Origin of the sequence: Staphylococcus sp. MI 10-1553, assembly GCF_010365305.1 — a bacterium.
Classification (GTDB): domain Bacteria; phylum Bacillota; class Bacilli; order Staphylococcales; family Staphylococcaceae; genus Staphylococcus.
The window spans coordinates 1,937,741-1,954,176 of record NZ_CP048279.1 but is presented as its reverse complement, the minus strand read 5'-3'; the positions used below and the strand labels follow the sequence as shown (position 1 = coordinate 1,954,176).

9 protein-coding genes, 2 tRNA genes and 3 rRNA genes are annotated in these 16,436 nt (G+C 40.1%); 8 read left to right on the top strand and 6 right to left on the bottom strand.

The features are described 5' to 3' along the window. Nucleotides 1-346 precede the first annotated feature (346 nt). The 8 genes from GZH82_RS09065 (at nt 347) to GZH82_RS09035 (ending at nt 9,502) form a co-directional block, all read left to right on the top strand. Nucleotides 347-429 (top strand) — tRNA-Leu (locus GZH82_RS09065). Nucleotides 430-453: 24 nt separating this feature from the next. Further along, nucleotides 454-527 (top strand) — tRNA-Gly (locus GZH82_RS09060). Nucleotides 528-661: 134 nt separating this feature from the next. Next, nucleotides 662-2,212, top strand: a 16S ribosomal RNA gene (locus GZH82_RS09055). Between the two features lie 382 nt (nt 2,213-2,594). Beyond that, nucleotides 2,595-5,516 (top strand): 23S ribosomal RNA (locus tag GZH82_RS09050). 78 nt (nt 5,517-5,594) lie between these two features. Continuing rightward, nucleotides 5,595-5,709, top strand: a 5S ribosomal RNA gene (gene rrf / locus GZH82_RS09045). The 16S, 23S and 5S rRNA genes sit together here with 2 tRNA genes alongside, the layout of an rRNA operon. A 301-nt stretch (nt 5,710-6,010) precedes the next feature. After that, nucleotides 6,011-6,118, top strand: a complete 108-nt coding sequence (locus tag GZH82_RS13950; protein ID WP_203232799.1) for a class III lanthipeptide — start codon at nt 6,011-6,013, stop codon at nt 6,116-6,118. A gap of 89 nt (nt 6,119-6,207) precedes the next feature. Further along, nucleotides 6,208-8,295, top strand: a complete 2,088-nt coding sequence (locus GZH82_RS09040; RefSeq protein WP_162682222.1) for a class III lanthionine synthetase LanKC N-terminal domain-containing protein — start codon at nt 6,208-6,210, stop codon at nt 8,293-8,295. 22 nt (nt 8,296-8,317) lie between these two features. Further along, nucleotides 8,318-9,502 (top strand): MFS transporter, encoded by a 1,185-nt coding sequence (locus GZH82_RS09035; protein WP_162682221.1) that lies wholly within the window; start codon nt 8,318-8,320, stop codon nt 9,500-9,502. A gap of 70 nt (nt 9,503-9,572) precedes the next feature. Here the strand turns inward: GZH82_RS09035 and ilvA are convergent, their stop codons facing one another. The 6 genes from ilvA to ilvC are packed head-to-tail and all read right to left on the bottom strand — an operon-like array spanning nt 9,573 to nt 16,407. After that, nucleotides 9,573-10,841: a threonine ammonia-lyase IlvA gene (ilvA, locus tag GZH82_RS09030; protein ID WP_162682220.1), complete on the bottom strand. Its 1,269-nt coding sequence runs from the start codon at nt 10,839-10,841 to the stop codon at nt 9,573-9,575. 12 nt (nt 10,842-10,853) lie between these two features. After that, on the bottom strand, nt 10,854-11,426 hold the full coding sequence (gene leuD, locus GZH82_RS09025) for a 3-isopropylmalate dehydratase small subunit (RefSeq protein ID WP_162682219.1): 573 nt from the start codon (nt 11,424-11,426) through the stop codon (nt 10,854-10,856). Further along, a complete protein-coding gene (leuC, locus tag GZH82_RS09020; RefSeq protein WP_162682218.1) occupies nt 11,426-12,799 on the bottom strand; it encodes a 3-isopropylmalate dehydratase large subunit in 1,374 nt (457 codons plus the stop codon). The genes leuD and leuC overlap by 1 nt, the downstream gene beginning before the upstream one ends. A 3-nt stretch (nt 12,800-12,802) precedes the next feature. Then, the gene (leuB, locus tag GZH82_RS09015; RefSeq protein ID WP_162682217.1) at nt 12,803-13,852 is read right to left on the bottom strand and encodes a 3-isopropylmalate dehydrogenase; all 1,050 of its coding nucleotides are present in this window, start codon (nt 13,850-13,852) and stop codon (nt 12,803-12,805) included. Beyond that, nucleotides 13,849-15,381, bottom strand: a complete 1,533-nt coding sequence (locus tag GZH82_RS09010) for a 2-isopropylmalate synthase (protein ID WP_162682216.1) — start codon at nt 15,379-15,381, stop codon at nt 13,849-13,851. The genes leuB and GZH82_RS09010 overlap by 4 nt, the downstream gene beginning before the upstream one ends. 21 nt (nt 15,382-15,402) lie before the next feature. Beyond that, nucleotides 15,403-16,407: a ketol-acid reductoisomerase gene (gene ilvC, locus GZH82_RS09005; RefSeq protein WP_162682215.1), complete on the bottom strand. Its 1,005-nt coding sequence runs from the start codon at nt 16,405-16,407 to the stop codon at nt 15,403-15,405. Between the last annotated feature and the right edge of the window lie 29 nt (nt 16,408-16,436).

Genomic DNA, 16,436 nt, shown 5'->3' with positions numbered 1-16,436 from the left:
GGCACTATACGCTAAATGGAGAAGGTGAGCGATAGTGCCTTTTTTGAATGATTGAGTTTATTTATGTAATATGTACTATAGGAAAAGTAAAAAGTTTAAAAATAATGCGGTTTGTGTTGACATTATTTGTGTGAATGATTATAATAACAGAGTCGCCAAAAAAGTTGTAGACAGTTCGAAATGATGTTTGACATTGATGACAAAATATTGTATTCTAAAATACGTCGCAAAAAGTGATTGTTAAAGACAGATTACAAACATTAAAAAAATATTAAAAAAGTGTTGACATTACTAACACTATATAATATAATAAATATCGTTCTAAAAAACGAAAACGTCTTTCCAAGCGGTCGTGGCGGAATGGCAGACGCGCTAGGTTGAGGGCCTAGTGGGAGAAATCCCGTGGAGGTTCAAGTCCTCTCGGCCGCATCAACCATCACTTAAATTAAATAAGCGGGTGTAGTTTAATGGCAAAACCTCAGCCTTCCAAGCTGATGTTGTGAGTTCGATTCTCATCACCCGCTCCATGAATTAAATTAAAATGAACATTGAAAACTGAATGACAATATGTCAACGTTAATTCCGATAATTTGAGTACTTCAAAAGTACTTTCAAGAGTGATTGACTTAAACAATCAACGAGCTATATCAAGCTTACTTCTTTTATGGAGAGTTTGATCCTGGCTCAGGATGAACGCTGGCGGCGTGCCTAATACATGCAAGTCGAGCGAACAGATGAGGAGCTTGCTCCTTTGACGTTAGCGGCGGACGGGTGAGTAACACGTGGGTAACCTACCTATAAGACTGGAATAACTCCGGGAAACCGGGGCTAATGCCGGATAACATGTTGAACCGCATGGTTCTACAGTGAAAGACGGTTTTGCTGTCACTTATAGATGGACCCGCGCCGTATTAGCTAGTTGGTGGGGTAACGGCTTACCAAGGCGACGATACGTAGCCGACCTGAGAGGGTGATCGGCCACACTGGAACTGAGACACGGTCCAGACTCCTACGGGAGGCAGCAGTAGGGAATCTTCCGCAATGGGCGAAAGCCTGACGGAGCAACGCCGCGTGAGTGATGAAGGTCTTCGGATCGTAAAGCTCTGTTGTTAGGGAAGAACAAATGTGTAAGTAACTGTGCACATCTTGACGGTACCTAACCAGAAAGCCACGGCTAACTACGTGCCAGCAGCCGCGGTAATACGTAGGTGGCAAGCGTTATCCGGAATTATTGGGCGTAAAGCGCGCGTAGGCGGTTTTTTAAGTCTGATGTGAAAGCCCACGGCTCAACCGTGGAGGGTCATTGGAAACTGGAAAACTTGAGTGCAGAAGAGGAAAGTGGAATTCCATGTGTAGCGGTGAAATGCGCAGAGATATGGAGGAACACCAGTGGCGAAGGCGGCTTTCTGGTCTGTAACTGACGCTGATGTGCGAAAGCGTGGGGATCAAACAGGATTAGATACCCTGGTAGTCCACGCCGTAAACGATGAGTGCTAAGTGTTAGGGGGTTTCCGCCCCTTAGTGCTGCAGCTAACGCATTAAGCACTCCGCCTGGGGAGTACGGTCGCAAGACTGAAACTCAAAGGAATTGACGGGGACCCGCACAAGCGGTGGAGCATGTGGTTTAATTCGAAGCAACGCGAAGAACCTTACCAAATCTTGACATCCTTTGACCGCTCTAGAGATAGAGTTTTCCTCTTCGGAGGACAAAGTGACAGGTGGTGCATGGTTGTCGTCAGCTCGTGTCGTGAGATGTTGGGTTAAGTCCCGCAACGAGCGCAACCCTTGAGCTTAGTTGCCATCATTCAGTTGGGCACTCTAAGTTGACTGCCGGTGACAAACCGGAGGAAGGTGGGGATGACGTCAAATCATCATGCCCCTTATGATTTGGGCTACACACGTGCTACAATGGACAATACAAAGGGCAGCAAAACCGCGAGGTCAAGCAAATCCCATAAAGTTGTTCTCAGTTCGGATTGTAGTCTGCAACTCGACTACATGAAGCTGGAATCGCTAGTAATCGTAGATCAGCATGCTACGGTGAATACGTTCCCGGGTCTTGTACACACCGCCCGTCACACCACGAGAGTTTGTAACACCCGAAGCCGGTGGAGTAACCATTTGGAGCTAGCCGTCGAAGGTGGGACAAATGATTGGGGTGAAGTCGTAACAAGGTAGCCGTATCGGAAGGTGCGGCTGGATCACCTCCTTTCTAAGGATAATATACGGAATATCACCATTAGGTGATAAGCGGATTAACGTGACATATTGTATTCAGTTTTGAATGCTCATTTATTTGAGGATTCAGAATGATTTGTACATTGAAAACTAGATAAGTAAGTATAGATTTTACCAAGCAAAACCGAGTGACAAGCGTTTAAAAGCTTGAAACAAAAATTATCGCTAGTCGTCATTTGACGACTCACATAATTAATAACTGGTGATGGTAAGCATCGTATTTTGATTGCACAAACGTTGATGAAAACGCTTGTCAGTCAACGCATTTCTTGATGAGCGCAGTGAAGTTTACTTTTCGTAAATGAACAAGCAAAGAAAGAAATAAGGAAGAATGCGAGCGTTTATCATAACGTTTAGATTAAGTTATTAAGGGCGCACGGTGGATGCCTTGGCACTAGAAGCCGATGAAGGACGTTACTAACGACGATATGCTTTGGGGAGCTGTAAGTAAGCTTTGATCCAGAGATTTCCGAATGGGGAAACCCAGCACGAGTTATGTCGTGTTATCTGCATGTGAATACATAGCATGCAAGAAGGCAGACCCGGAGAACTGAAACATCTTAGTACCCGGAGGAAGAGAAAGAAAAATCGATTCCCTGAGTAGCGGCGAGCGAAACGGGAAGAGCCCAAACCAATAAGCTTGCTTATTGGGGTTGTAGGACACTCTGTACGGAGTTACAAAAGAATTTGTTAGACGAATAACCTGGAAAGGTTAATCATAGAAGGTAATAATCCTGTAGTCGAAAATGAATTCTCTCTTGAGTGGATCCTGAGTACGACGGAGCACGTGAAATTCCGTCGGAATCTGGGAGGACCATCTCCTAAGGCTAAATACTCTCTAGTGACCGATAGTGAACCAGTACCGTGAGGGAAAGGTGAAAAGTACCCCGGAAGGGGAGTGAAAGAGAACTTGAAACCGTGTGCTTACAAGTAGTCAGAGCCCGTTAATGGGTGATGGCGTGCCTTTTGTAGAATGAACCGGCGAGTTACGATCTGATGCAAGGTTAAGCAGAAAATGTGGAGCCGTAGCGAAAGCGAGTCTGAATAGGGCGAATGAGTATTTGGTCGTAGACCCGAAACCAGGTGATCTACCCTTGGTCAGGTTGAAGTTCAGGTAACACTGAATGGAGGACCGAACCGACTTACGTTGAAAAGTGAGCGGATGAACTGAGGGTAGCGGAGAAATTCCAATCGAACTTGGAGATAGCTGGTTCTCTCCGAAATAGCTTTAGGGCTAGCCTCAAGTGATGATTATTGGAGGTAGAGCACTGTTTGGACGAGGGGCCCCTCTCGGGTTACCGAATTCAGACAAACTCCGAATGCCAAATAATTTAACTTGGGAGTCAGAATGTGGGTGATAAGGTCCATATTCGAAAGGGAAACAGCCCAGACCACCAGCTAAGGTCCCAAAATATATGTTAAGTGGAAAAGGATGTGGCGTTGCCCAGACAACTAGGATGTTGGCTTAGAAGCAGCCATCATTTAAAGAGTGCGTAATAGCTCACTAGTCGAGTGACACTGCGCCGAAAATGTACCGGGGCTAAACATATTACCGAAGCTGTGGATTGTCCTTTGGACAATGGTAGGAGAGCGTTCTAAGGGCGTTGAAGCATGATCGCAAGGACATGTGGAGCGCTTAGAAGTGAGAATGCCGGTGTGAGTAGCGAAAGACGGGTGAGAATCCCGTCCACCGATTGACTAAGGTTTCCAGAGGAAGGCTCGTCCGCTCTGGGTTAGTCGGGTCCTAAGCTGAGGCCGACAGGCGTAGGCGATGGATAACAGGTTGATATTCCTGTACCACCATGATTCGTTTTAAGCGATGGGGGGACGCAGTAGGATAGGCGAAGCGTGCTGTTGGAGTGCACGTCCAAGCAGTGAGATTGAGTGTTAGGCAAATCCGGCACTCTTAAGATTGAGCTGTGATGGGGAGAGGAACTTGTTCCTCGAGTCGTTGATTTCACACTGCCGAGAAAAGCCTCTAGCTAGAATAATGGTGCCCGTACCGCAAACCGACACAGGTAGTCAAGATGAGAATTCTAAGGTGAGCGAGCGAACTCTCGTTAAGGAACTCGGCAAAATGACCCCGTAACTTCGGGAGAAGGGGTGCTCTTTGAGGTTCACGCTTCGAAGAGCCGCAGTGAATAGGCCCAAGCGACTGTTTATCAAAAACACAGGTCTCTGCTAAACCGTAAGGTGACGTATAGGGGCTGACGCCTGCCCGGTGCTGGAAGGTTAAGAGGAGTGGTTAGCGCAAGCGAAGCTACGAATCGAAGCCCCAGTAAACGGCGGCCGTAACTATAACGGTCCTAAGGTAGCGAAATTCCTTGTCGGGTAAGTTCCGACCCGCACGAAAGGCGTAACGATTTGGGCACTGTCTCAACGAGAGACTCGGTGAAATCATAGTACCGGTGAAGATGCCGGTTACCCGCGACAGGACGGAAAGACCCCGTGGAGCTTTACTGTAGCCTGATATTGAAATTCGGTACAGTTTGTACAGGATAGGTAGGAGCCTTAGAAGCGTGAGCGCTAGCTTACGTGGAGGCATTGGTGGGATACTACCCTAATTGTATTGGATTTCTAACCCGCAGCACTTATCGTGCTGGGAGACAGTGTCAGGCGGGCAGTTTGACTGGGGCGGTCGCCTCCTAAAGAGTAACGGAGGCGCTCAAAGGTTCCCTCAGAATGGTTGGAAATCATTCATAGAGTGTAAAGGCATAAGGGAGCTTGACTGCGAGACCTACAAGTCGAGCAGGGTCGAAAGACGGACTTAGTGATCCGGTGGTTCCGCATGGAAGGGCCATCGCTCAACGGATAAAAGCTACCCCGGGGATAACAGGCTTATCTCCCCCAAGAGTTCACATCGACGGGGAGGTTTGGCACCTCGATGTCGGCTCATCGCATCCTGGGGCTGTAGTCGGTCCCAAGGGTTGGGCTGTTCGCCCATTAAAGCGGTACGCGAGCTGGGTTCAGAACGTCGTGAGACAGTTCGGTCCCTATCCGTCGTGGGCGTAGGAAATTTGAGAGGAGCTGTCCTTAGTACGAGAGGACCGGGATGGACATACCTCTGGTGTACCAGTTGTCGTGCCAACGGCATAGCTGGGTAGCTATGTATGGACGGGATAAGTGCTGAAAGCATCTAAGCATGAAGCCCCCCTCGAGATGAGATTTCCCAACTTCGGTTATAAGATCCCTCAAAGATGATGAGGTTAATAGGTTCGAGGTGGAAGCGTAGCGATACGTGGAGCTGACGAATACTAATCGATCGAAGACTTAATCAAAATAATGGTTCATAAGGTAATGCTTGTGATAAATATACTTACTATCTAGTTTTGAATGTATAACATTCTACAACTTAATCTGGTGCCAATGGCAAAGAGGTCACACCTGTTCCCATGCCGAACACAGAAGTTAAGCTCTTTAGCGCCGATGGTAGTCGGACTTACGTTCCGCGAGAGTAGGACGGCGCCAGGTTATTTCGAAAGCTTCGAAGCAATCATCATTGTTTCGAAGCTTTTTGCATGTTTACAAGTTTTCACTAATATATGTTTATTTTTTGACAACTTTTTTCTTGGATGATCCTTATGCAATGAAATATATATTTTTATTCTATTCTTATGTCATTAATTATGTATAAAAGGGAAAAATAACAATAAATATTGAAAAAGCGGAAATAGTTAGCTATTATAACTATAGGGTAAGTATATTCGATAGTATTAATTAATTTTTTTACTATATGATATGGAATTTTAATGTTATCAAAGGGGAACTTAAAATGAATAGAGTTTTAAAATTACAAAAACTAAATGCAGAATTTGAAACTAGAAATGCTAAGGTTATTTTTACTGCTGGTTGTCACATACAGATAGTTGCTAGTGAATAGGAATAAGTGATTATCGAATTGCTTACCTTAAATTAATTAATTGTTATACACGCATTTTATAGTATTATCCTACATAGGAGTGATGAAAATTGGCAGATTTAATACAATACTATGAAATTTTTAAGGATATAAAACACGAAAACGCTTACACTCCTATTTTTGAAGAGAAATTTGTTATGTTTATAAATGAAGAATACCAAAATGTGCCACTACATGGATGGAAAATTCATATATCATCAACTGTTGAAAACTCATTAGAGATATTTTATATATGTGCCAAATATCTGATTAATAATAACATCAATTTTAAATGTTTAAAAAATAGTAACCTTTTAAAGGAAATTAATGATAAAAACTGTTCTAGATTTAATTTTGGAAAATTCATTACTGTTTATCCTATAGATTCAAAGCAAGCTGAAGAAATATTAGAAATATTGAGTAAATCATTAGAAAAATTTGATTCTCCATATATTCTTAATGATTTAAGGTATAAAAACTGTAAATCACTATACTTTAGATATGGTCGCATGAGATTTATATATGGAGAAACAGAAGAAGAAAAAAAGCAAATTAGATTGAAAAATGGGAAAATAATAGCTGATCCTAGACTTCCTTATTTCTATCTACCAGAAGAAATAGAGTGGCCATTTAAATTTAAAATAGAAGACGATAATGATGATGATAAACTATTGCTACATGAAAAATATGAAATAATTAAAGCAATTTCTCTATCTTCAAAAGGAGGGATTTATTTAGCTAAACATAAAAACAAAGAATTTATTATTAAAGAATATAGACCAAATGTATATGTTATTAATAATTTCACAGGGGAATACACATACAATAACGAAAAAAGTATATATGAAAGATTAACTGAATACAATTTCATACCTAAATTATATGATTTTTTTAAAGAATGGGAACATTTTTACATAGTTTTAGAAAAAGTAAATGGTGAAACACTGACTAACTATTTAGCACAGAACATGAAAATCTATCACTATGAAGATTCTAGAAAAAATTATATTAAACTTGTGAAAGATATTTTATTGCAAATAGCAAGTATTATTGAAGTTTTGCATGATATGGATTATGTTTTCGGAGACATATCATCTGAAAATTTTTTAATTGATAAAAATAATAAAGTTTATATTATAGATTTTGAATCTTGCTATAAAATTTATAATACAGAAAACAATTACATTGGTACAAAAGGCTTCTTTCATCCTGAAGACAAACATAGGGTGACAGGTAAACAAAAAGATATAGTTGGCTTTGGGTTTTTAGCGATGAAGCTTTTTTCTAATTCTAATTTTTTGATAAATATAAGTTATAGTTTATGCTTGAAGAATTTCAAGTTAGTTAAAAAATACTTAAAGATTCCTGAATATCTTTATGAGTTGATTGAATTATGTACAAGTCCTGATTATGAATTGTCCATAAAAGAAATAAAAAAATGTTTGAATGCTGAGGATATCTTTGAAGTTAAGTTATATAGTATCATAAATAAGTTAAAGAAAAAAATGTGTAATATTAATAGAGATAACGATATTATAAACGAAATAATTTTAGAATTAGATGTTGATATATCAACTGATTTTAAAAAAGTTTTGTCAGAAAACAATTTTTCGCTAATAGATGGAGCAATGGCCATACTATATGACTCAATTTTAAAGAATGAAAATTTTGTAAAAATAGAAAAATACACTGAAATGCTTTTTGAGAAAATAAAATATAAAAACAATTTAATTAACGGATTTCAGATACAAAAAACGAATGGATACAGTCCGTATTTGTATAATGGTACTTGTGGTTTTCTTTTTCTATTGCAAATCATGAGAAAACATAATAAATATAAAAATGTTTTCTCTAGATACGAACATTTCTATTATAAAGCACTTCAAGAATTATCAAAACTTATTATTTATAAAACCTCCATAGCTGAGGGATTATCGGGTACTATATTTATTTTTATAAATGAATATAAATACAATAAAAAATCAGAATATTTAGATATATTAAAAGGGTTAACAGAGCAACTTTTTTCTTTTTGCATTGTAGAAGATGGAGAAATATTTTTTTCTAATCAACATTTTGAGAAAGCAAATTCGAGTTTTAGAGATGGAGATTATGGTATTTTGTTAGTACTCCAGTCTGTTCTTGAATTATTAAGGTAAGTATTTATGGAGGTACCGTACTTTGACACGTAATGCTTATAAATTAATCATCTTTGGTTTTATTTCTACCATTGGTTCAAGTGTATTTAGCTTTGCTTGCGCCTTCCATATTTTGAAAAACACAGAAAACAGTTATTTGTACAGTATTTATTTAACATTGATTGTTATCACAACGATTCTTTCTACGCCAATCAGTGGTGTGTTTATAGATTCGGTAAATAATAAACGGTTAATTCTGTATTCTCAATTATCAAGTGTGGCTGCACTGATCATTTTTTCTTTGTTATATGATGACAATGTATATATGATCATCTGTTTGGGGATTCTATTAACGATTCCTGATGGGATTAACTCTGTCATTATCCAGAAAAACTTACAACGTATCGTGACAGACAATTTGGAGCGTGTGATTTCGATTAGACAAACGGTGTCGACATTGACAAGTTTTGTTTCTCCTATCATTGGGGGCATTGTGATTGCGTTTATACCGTTACAAGTCATTGGGATGATTAATATGGTAACTGAAGCGATTTCGATTTTCCTCATACAATCATTACCGATTATTAATCATCAACAAATGAAAAGTCAATTAGTACATTCTTTTAAAGAGGGTGTGCAATACTTAGTGAAGAAAAAAGAAATTATGACTTTTCTCGTTGCTGCCATGTTAAATAACTTTCTAATCAATGTCATAGTGGTAGGGGTGCCCATTATTGCGATACAACAGCTACATCTTAAACCCACACAGTTTGGGATGATTGAATCTGGTTATACGATTGCGTTATTTTTAGTGTCATTTGTGATGTCGATTTATCCTGTGAAAAGGGGAGTCACCTTATATTATAAGATTGGAATCCTTATTGAAATTGTCACTTTGTTTTCACTTGGTGTCTTTTTATTGTTCCCACATCAAAATATGACGTCGTTTATTTTTCTCATCGCGATATATATGCTGATTGGTATAAGTTTGCCTATCATTAACACACCTTATGGCATCTATTTACAGAAGGCAGTAGAGGATGAATATAAAGGGCGTGTGTTTTCGCTGAATTCATCTATTGCACAAGCGATTATACCGGTTTCACTGAGCTTTTTTGGCTTTATTCTTAATGAAAATGCAGCACAAGTTTTCATGATTGATGCGATATTGATGCTCGTTGTATTAACTGGATTTAGTATTGCCATGAGAAAATATCAATTTGACTAATATATCAAAACTTAAAAAAAGGAGCAAATCTGAAAGGGGGTTATCCCAAGTTTGCTCCTTTTAGATCATATTAAATTAATAACGAATATAGCATTTTGTTTTCATTAATATAAATGTTTTTAGGATCAAATTGATTGACGTTACGAATGAGCGTGTCTAAATCTGCTCTATTTTGAAGTTGGATGCCGATAATGACAGTTCCGGTATTTTGAGAAGACTTCTTCAAATATTCGAATTTTGTAATGTCATCGTGTGGTCCGAGCACATCATTCACAAATTGTCTGAGTGCCCCTGGACGTTGTGGGAAGTTCAAAATAAAGTAATGCTTCATTTCTTCGTATAATAATGAACGCTCTTCAATTTCTTTCATTCGGTTAATATCATTATTCCCTCCAGAAACGATACAGACGACATTTTTCCCCTTAATATGCGCTTGATACTGATCCAAAGCACTGACACTTAATGCGCCGGCAGGTTCTGCGACGATGGCTTGTTTTGAGTACATATCTAAAATGGTCGAACATACAGCACCTTCATCAATTTGAAGATAATCATCCAATGTTTGACGACAAATATCAAATGTAATCTCACCGACACGTGCCACTGAAGCACCATCGACAAATTTATCGATATTGTCCAATGTCACCACTTCGCCTGCTTGAACTGATTGATACATACTGCTCGCGCCTAGAGGTTCTACACCAATCAATTTGGTAGAAGGGGAATGCGCTGTAAAATAAGTCGCTACACCGGACATGAGCCCCCCGCCACCAATAGCTCCGAAAACGTAATCAATTGTGATATTGTCCGCTTTCGCCGTTTCGATAATTTCTTTCGCTAATGTCCCTTGACCAGCAATCGTGTGCACATTATTAAACGGATCGATAAAGGTCATCTCATGTTGTTCGGTATAACTGAGCGCCGATTTTAAACAGTCATCAAACGTGTCGCCCTCTAGTTTAATTTCAACGTTGTCACCACCGAAAAATTGAACTTGATTGACTTTTTGTTTTGGTGTCGTCACAGGCATGAAGATAACCGCATGTAATTTGAGGTATTTGGCTGTAAACGCCACACCTTGCGCATGGTTTCCGGCACTTGCACATGTGATACCTTGGTTTCTCTTTTCTTCTGGTAATACAGCAATGGCATTGTAAGCGCCACGTAATTTAAATGAACGCACCCATTGAAGGTCTTCGCGTTTTAAATATACATTACAATCATATTTAAGCGATAAATAATGATCCTTTTCCAATGGTGTTTCTTTTACAATTGTGTTGAGACGTAAAAATGCATCTTCAACATCTTGTGCTTGAACAGGTGTAGTTTTTACAGACATTGTTCCAACTCCTTAAGTATGTTTTAGTTCATAGTCTTTGATTAATGCTTCATATTTTAATGTAATAGCAATATCATCTAAGCCATTCACGAGCTTTTCTTTCCACGTTTCATCAATGTCAAAGTGGTAGTTTTGCTCGGGTGTTTGAATGATTTGTTGTGGCAAGTCAATCGTGATTTCAGGGTAGCGTGCAATCGCTTCTCTTGATGCACGGTCAAGTCGAATAGGTAAGAGTGCATTTTTCGTACAGTTCATATAAAAAATGTCACTGAAACTTTCCGCTATGATCACTTGGAAACCGAAATCTTTTAACGCCCATGCGGCATGTTCACGACTCGAGCCACAACCGAAATTATCTCCGGTGATTAAAATGGATGCCCCTTCATATTCGGGTTGGTTTAAAACGAAATCAGGATTGTTGGAACCATCTTCTAAATAACGCCATTCATCAAAGAGAAAAGGGCCATAACCTGTTTTAGATATCCGTTTTAAATGGACTTTCGGAATGATTTGATCGGTATCAATATTGTCATGAAATAATGGGACCGTTTTGCCCGTATATTGTGTAATTGGTTTGATTTCCATTACGCTTCGACCACCTTTCTCACATCGACAAAGCGCCCATGAATTGCCGCAGCTGCAGCCATAGCAGGGGATACAAGATGCGTTCTTGCGCCTTTACCTTGACGGCCTTCAAAGTTACGGTTACTCGTTGACGCACAGTGCACACCAGCTGGCACTTGGTCAGGGTTCATACCGAGACACATACTGCATCCGGGTTCTCTCCATTCAAAGCCAGCATCTTTAAAAATCGTATCAAGTCCTAATGCTTCTGCCTCTTTCTTCACTTGACGTGAGCCTGGTACGACAATGGCGGTAATGTTTTCGTGTACTTGATTGCCTTTGACGATGTGACTCGCTTCAACTAAATCGGAAATACGTGCATTTGTACATGAACCGAGAAACACATAGCCTAATGGAATATCAGTCGCAAGTTGACCTGGTTTTAAGCCCATATATTGATACGCACGTTCGTCATTGACATTTTGAATCTCTGGGAATGGTGTACTAAAGCTCACACCCATTTCAGGACTCGTGCCCCAAGTGACTTGTGGTTCTAAAGCTGTCACATCTAATTCAATGATTTTATCGAATTGCGCATCATCATCACTATACAGCTCGCGCCAATCATCAAGTTTGTCCTCAATATTTTGTGCGTAACGACGTCCTTCAAGGTATGCAAAAGTCGTGTCATCCGGTTGAATAAGTCCGTATTTTGCACCTGCTTCAATCGCCATGTTACAAATTGTCATGCGACCTTCCATTGACAATTTACGAATCGTTTCTCCGGCAAATTCCAGTGCATAACCTGTGCCAAAGTCAACGCCGTGTTGGTTGATTAAATGTAAAATAATGTCTTTCGCATAAACGCCTTTAGGGAGTTGACCTGTTACGTTAATTTTTAAATTTTTCGGTTTCGTTTGCCACAGCGTTTGAGTTGCAAATACATGCTCGACTTCACTCGTACCGATACCGAACGCAATCGCACCAAATGCTCCATGTGTCGCAGTATGGGAGTCACCACAAACAATGGTTTTACCAGGTTGCGTTAACCCCATTTCTGGTCCGACCATATGCACGATACCTTGTTCATCGGAGCCCATATCAAACAATGTGACGTTAAAGTCTTTACAGTTTTGTTGTAACGCTTGTATTTGCTTGTTTGCGATATCATCTTTAATGTTGAAAATGTCAATCGTTGGTACGTTGTGATCTAATGTGCCAAACGTTAAATCAGGTCTTCTTAAAGAACGTTTTTGCATTCTTAGACCTTCAAATGCTTGGGGTGACGTCACCTCATGTATCAAATGCAAATCAATGTATAATAATTGTGGTTCACCTTGTTGCCCGGTAATGGTATGTTGATCCCAAATTTTATCGAAAAGTGTACGCCCCATTCGTTATGCCCCCTTAATTAAAGCTTTAAAATGATTGAAAATGTCCGTAGTGCCGTAATGCCCCCCAAGATCGGCTGTTGTAATTCCTTTAGAAATTAATGTATCGACCGTTGTTTCAATAATTGTTGCCATATCATCACGTTCGGCCGATTCTCGTAAACACATGGCAAGTGACAATAGCATGGCAAACGGATTCGCTTTATTTTGACCGGCGATATCTGGCGCTGAGCCATGAATCGGTTCGTATAGTTTCGGTCCACCTTCACTAAAACTTGCGGAAGGGGAAAGTCCTAACGAACCTGGTAGCATCGACGCTTCATCACTTAAAATGTCGCCGAATAAATTTTCAGTGATAATAACATCAAAATCAGCAGGTTGTTTGATTAAATGCATACTACATGCATCGACAAGTAAATGTTCGACTGTAACGTCAGGATATTGTTCAGCGACTTCATTGACCGTACGACGCCACAATTGACTACTTGCGAGTACATTTTCTTTATCGACAGACGTGAGCTTATGACGACGTGATTGAGCCAATTGAAAACCGACATGCGCAATTCGAGCAATTTCATCTTTCGTATAAGTCAATGAATCACGTGCCTCTTCGTCTTTAAGATAGCGTGGTTCACCAAAGTAGATTCCACTCGTTAACTCTCTAACGATAACGAAATCCGTATGTTCTACAATGTTTTGTTTCAACGGTGATAAATGTGCCATGTCAGAGGTCACACGTGTTGGTCGAATATTGGCATATAAATTCAATGCTTTTCGCAATTTCAGTAAACCTTGTTCAGGACGACATTCTGGATTCGTCCATTGCGGGCCACCAATCGCACCGAGTAAAATGGCATTTGCACGTTGACAGGCATCTAATGTTGCGTCAGGTAGGGGCGTGCCATATTGATTAATGGCACAACCTCCCATCGCATAACTGTCCACGGTATAATCAAAGTCAAATTGAGCTGCAAGTTCGTCCAAACAATCCAATGTACCTGACATGATTTCTGGTCCGATGCCATCACCAGGTAAAGCTACAATTTTAAAAGTCATTGTGCGACACCTTCTTTTTGTATGGACTGCACTGATTTACTCACCGCTTCAACATAGGCTTTACACGACGCGTATAAAACATCGTGGTCGAAACCGACGCCTGTATATTCGATGCCATCTACTTCAACTTGTACATGTACTTCAGCTTGTGCATCTCGGCCTTCAGACACGGCATCAATACGATAATCTAACAGTACAGATTCTACATTAAAAATACGATCGACTGCATTATAAATCGCAACAATCGAGCCGGTGCCTATACTTGAATCTTGATAATGTTGACCGTCATTATCTCGAACGACGACGACAGCACTTTGAAGGCCGTTCGAGACAAATTGAAGTTGTAACGTTTCAAGGTGATAAGCGACATGTTTATCGTGCTCACTATCTTGAATCAATGCATGAATATCTTGATCAGTGACATGCTTCTTCTTGTCAGCAATAGATTTAAACGCTTTAAACAACACTTTTTGTTCTTCTACATCAATGTCATAGCCGAGTTGTTTCAATTTATCTTGGAACGCATGTTTACCTGACAGTTTTCCAAGTGGCAGTTCCGTCTTTTTCACACCGACGAGTTGTGGCGTCATAATTTCGTACGTTTCCGGGTTTTTTAAGAAACCATCTTGATGAATGCCTGACTCATGACTAAACGCATTTTTTCCGACAATCGCTTTATTACGTGGTACTCTCAAACCAGCATAGCGTGCGACCATATCAGATGTTTGTTTAGTCAATTCGAATTGAATTTGCGTTTGAATTTGATAATGATCTTGGCGGACGTATAAACCTAATGCGACTTCTTCAAGTGCAGTATTTCCGGCACGTTCACCAATCCCATTGACTGTTCCTTCAATGCGTGTCGCTCCATTTTCGATGGCAGCCATACTATTTGCCACAGCTAAGCCGAGGTCATCATGACAATGGGCACTATACGTAATTGGGACTTCCGACTTGATTTGTTCTGTGAGTGCTTTGAAAATGTTGCCATATTCAGTTGGATACGTATAGCCGACTGTATCAGGAATATTGATAACAGTTGCCCCCGCATCCACAGCTGTTTGTACACTTTGGATGAGGAATGGGAGAGGTGTCCGTGTTGCATCCTCTGGTGAAAATTGAACGATATCAAAGCGTTCTTTTGCATAACTTACATGTGTTGTAATTGCTTCGAGAACTTCAGCTTCCGTCATATGAAGCTTTGACTCTAAGTGAATAGGGCTCGTCGCAATAAAGACATGTATAGAAGGGGAAACGGCATCCTTTGTCGCTTCGTATACTGCATCGATATCAGACTTTAAACAACGTGCTAAACCTGTGACAGTCGTATGTTTTAAAGTTCGAGCAATCGCTTGTACAGATTTGAAGCTGCCTTGACTTGAAGCGGGAAAGCCTGCCTCGATGACATCGACCCCCCATTTTTCAAGTTGTTCGGCAAGTTTCAATCGTTCTTCAAAGGAAAAGCTGACCCCTGGTGTTTGTTCTCCATCGCGTAGTGTAGTATCAAAAATCTGAATATGACTAGACATTTTTATTCACTCCTTAAAAAATTATTTTTGAATGCTTTTCGATTTAATAAATGGCATCATTTCACGTAAAGATTGCCCCACTGCTGTAATTTGATGTCCTTGTTGTGCTTCACGCATTTGTTTAAATGTTTTAAAGCCATCTTGATTATCTTTAATGAAACGATCGCTAAATGTACCGTCTTGAATATCTTTTAATACAGCTTTCATATTTTCTTTCGTTTCTTCGGTAATGACACGTGGACCTGATACGTAGTCACCAAATTCTGCAGTGTTTGAAATAGAATAACGCATGTTTTCAAGACCGCCTTCATACATTAAGTCAACAATCAATTTCATTTCATGTAACACTTCAAAGTAGGCGATTTCTGGTTGGTAACCTGCTTCAACTAACACTTCAAAACCGCTTTGGATAAGACGTGTCACACCACCACAAAGGACAGCTTGCTCACCGAATAAGTCCGTTTCCGTTTCTTCTTTAAATGATGTTTCTAATACGCCTGCACGTGTTGAACCGATACCTTTGGCGTAACTTAATGCCAAATCACGTGCTTCGCCTGATGCGTCTTGTTGAACAGCGAATAATGCTGGAACGGCTGAACCTTCAACAAATGTACGTCTTACTAAATGACCCGGACCTTTTGGCGCAACGAGGAAAACATCGACATCACTTGGTGGTTGAATGACGTCAAATTGAATATTAAAGCCGTGCGCAAATGCTAATGCGTTACCTGCTTCTAAGTTAGGCTCGATTTCATTTTTGTACACGTCACCTTGAATTTCATCAGGAAGTAACACCATCACGACATCTGCTTGTTTCACAGCTTCTGCCACTGTGTAAACATTAAAGCCATCTTCTTGCGCTTGGTCGAATGAACGTCCTGGGCGAATACCGATAACAACATCATAGCCATTGTCTTTTAAGTTTTGTGCGTGGGCATGACCCTGTGAACCATAACCGATGACCGCAATTTTTTTACCTTGTAATACATCTTTCTCTACTGATGAATCATAATAAACTTTTGTCATATTAAAATGCCTCCAAATAATAATTTTTT

Coding starts and splice junctions, on each gene's coding strand:
- GZH82_RS13950 (WP_203232799.1), top strand. CDS start 6,011: ATGAATAGAGTTTTAAAATTACAAAAACTAAATGCAGAATTTGAAACT.
- ilvA (WP_162682220.1), bottom strand. CDS start 10,841: ATGTCTGTAAAAACTACACCTGTTCAAGCACAAGATGTTGAAGATGCA.
- leuD (WP_162682219.1), bottom strand. CDS start 11,426: ATGGAAATCAAACCAATTACACAATATACGGGCAAAACGGTCCCATTA.
- leuC (WP_162682218.1), bottom strand. CDS start 12,799: ATGGGGCGTACACTTTTCGATAAAATTTGGGATCAACATACCATTACC.
- leuB (WP_162682217.1), bottom strand. CDS start 13,852: ATGACTTTTAAAATTGTAGCTTTACCTGGTGATGGCATCGGACCAGAA.
- GZH82_RS09010 (WP_162682216.1), bottom strand. CDS start 15,381: ATGTCTAGTCATATTCAGATTTTTGATACTACACTACGCGATGGAGAA.
- ilvC (WP_162682215.1), bottom strand. CDS start 16,407: ATGACAAAAGTTTATTATGATTCATCAGTAGAGAAAGATGTATTACAA.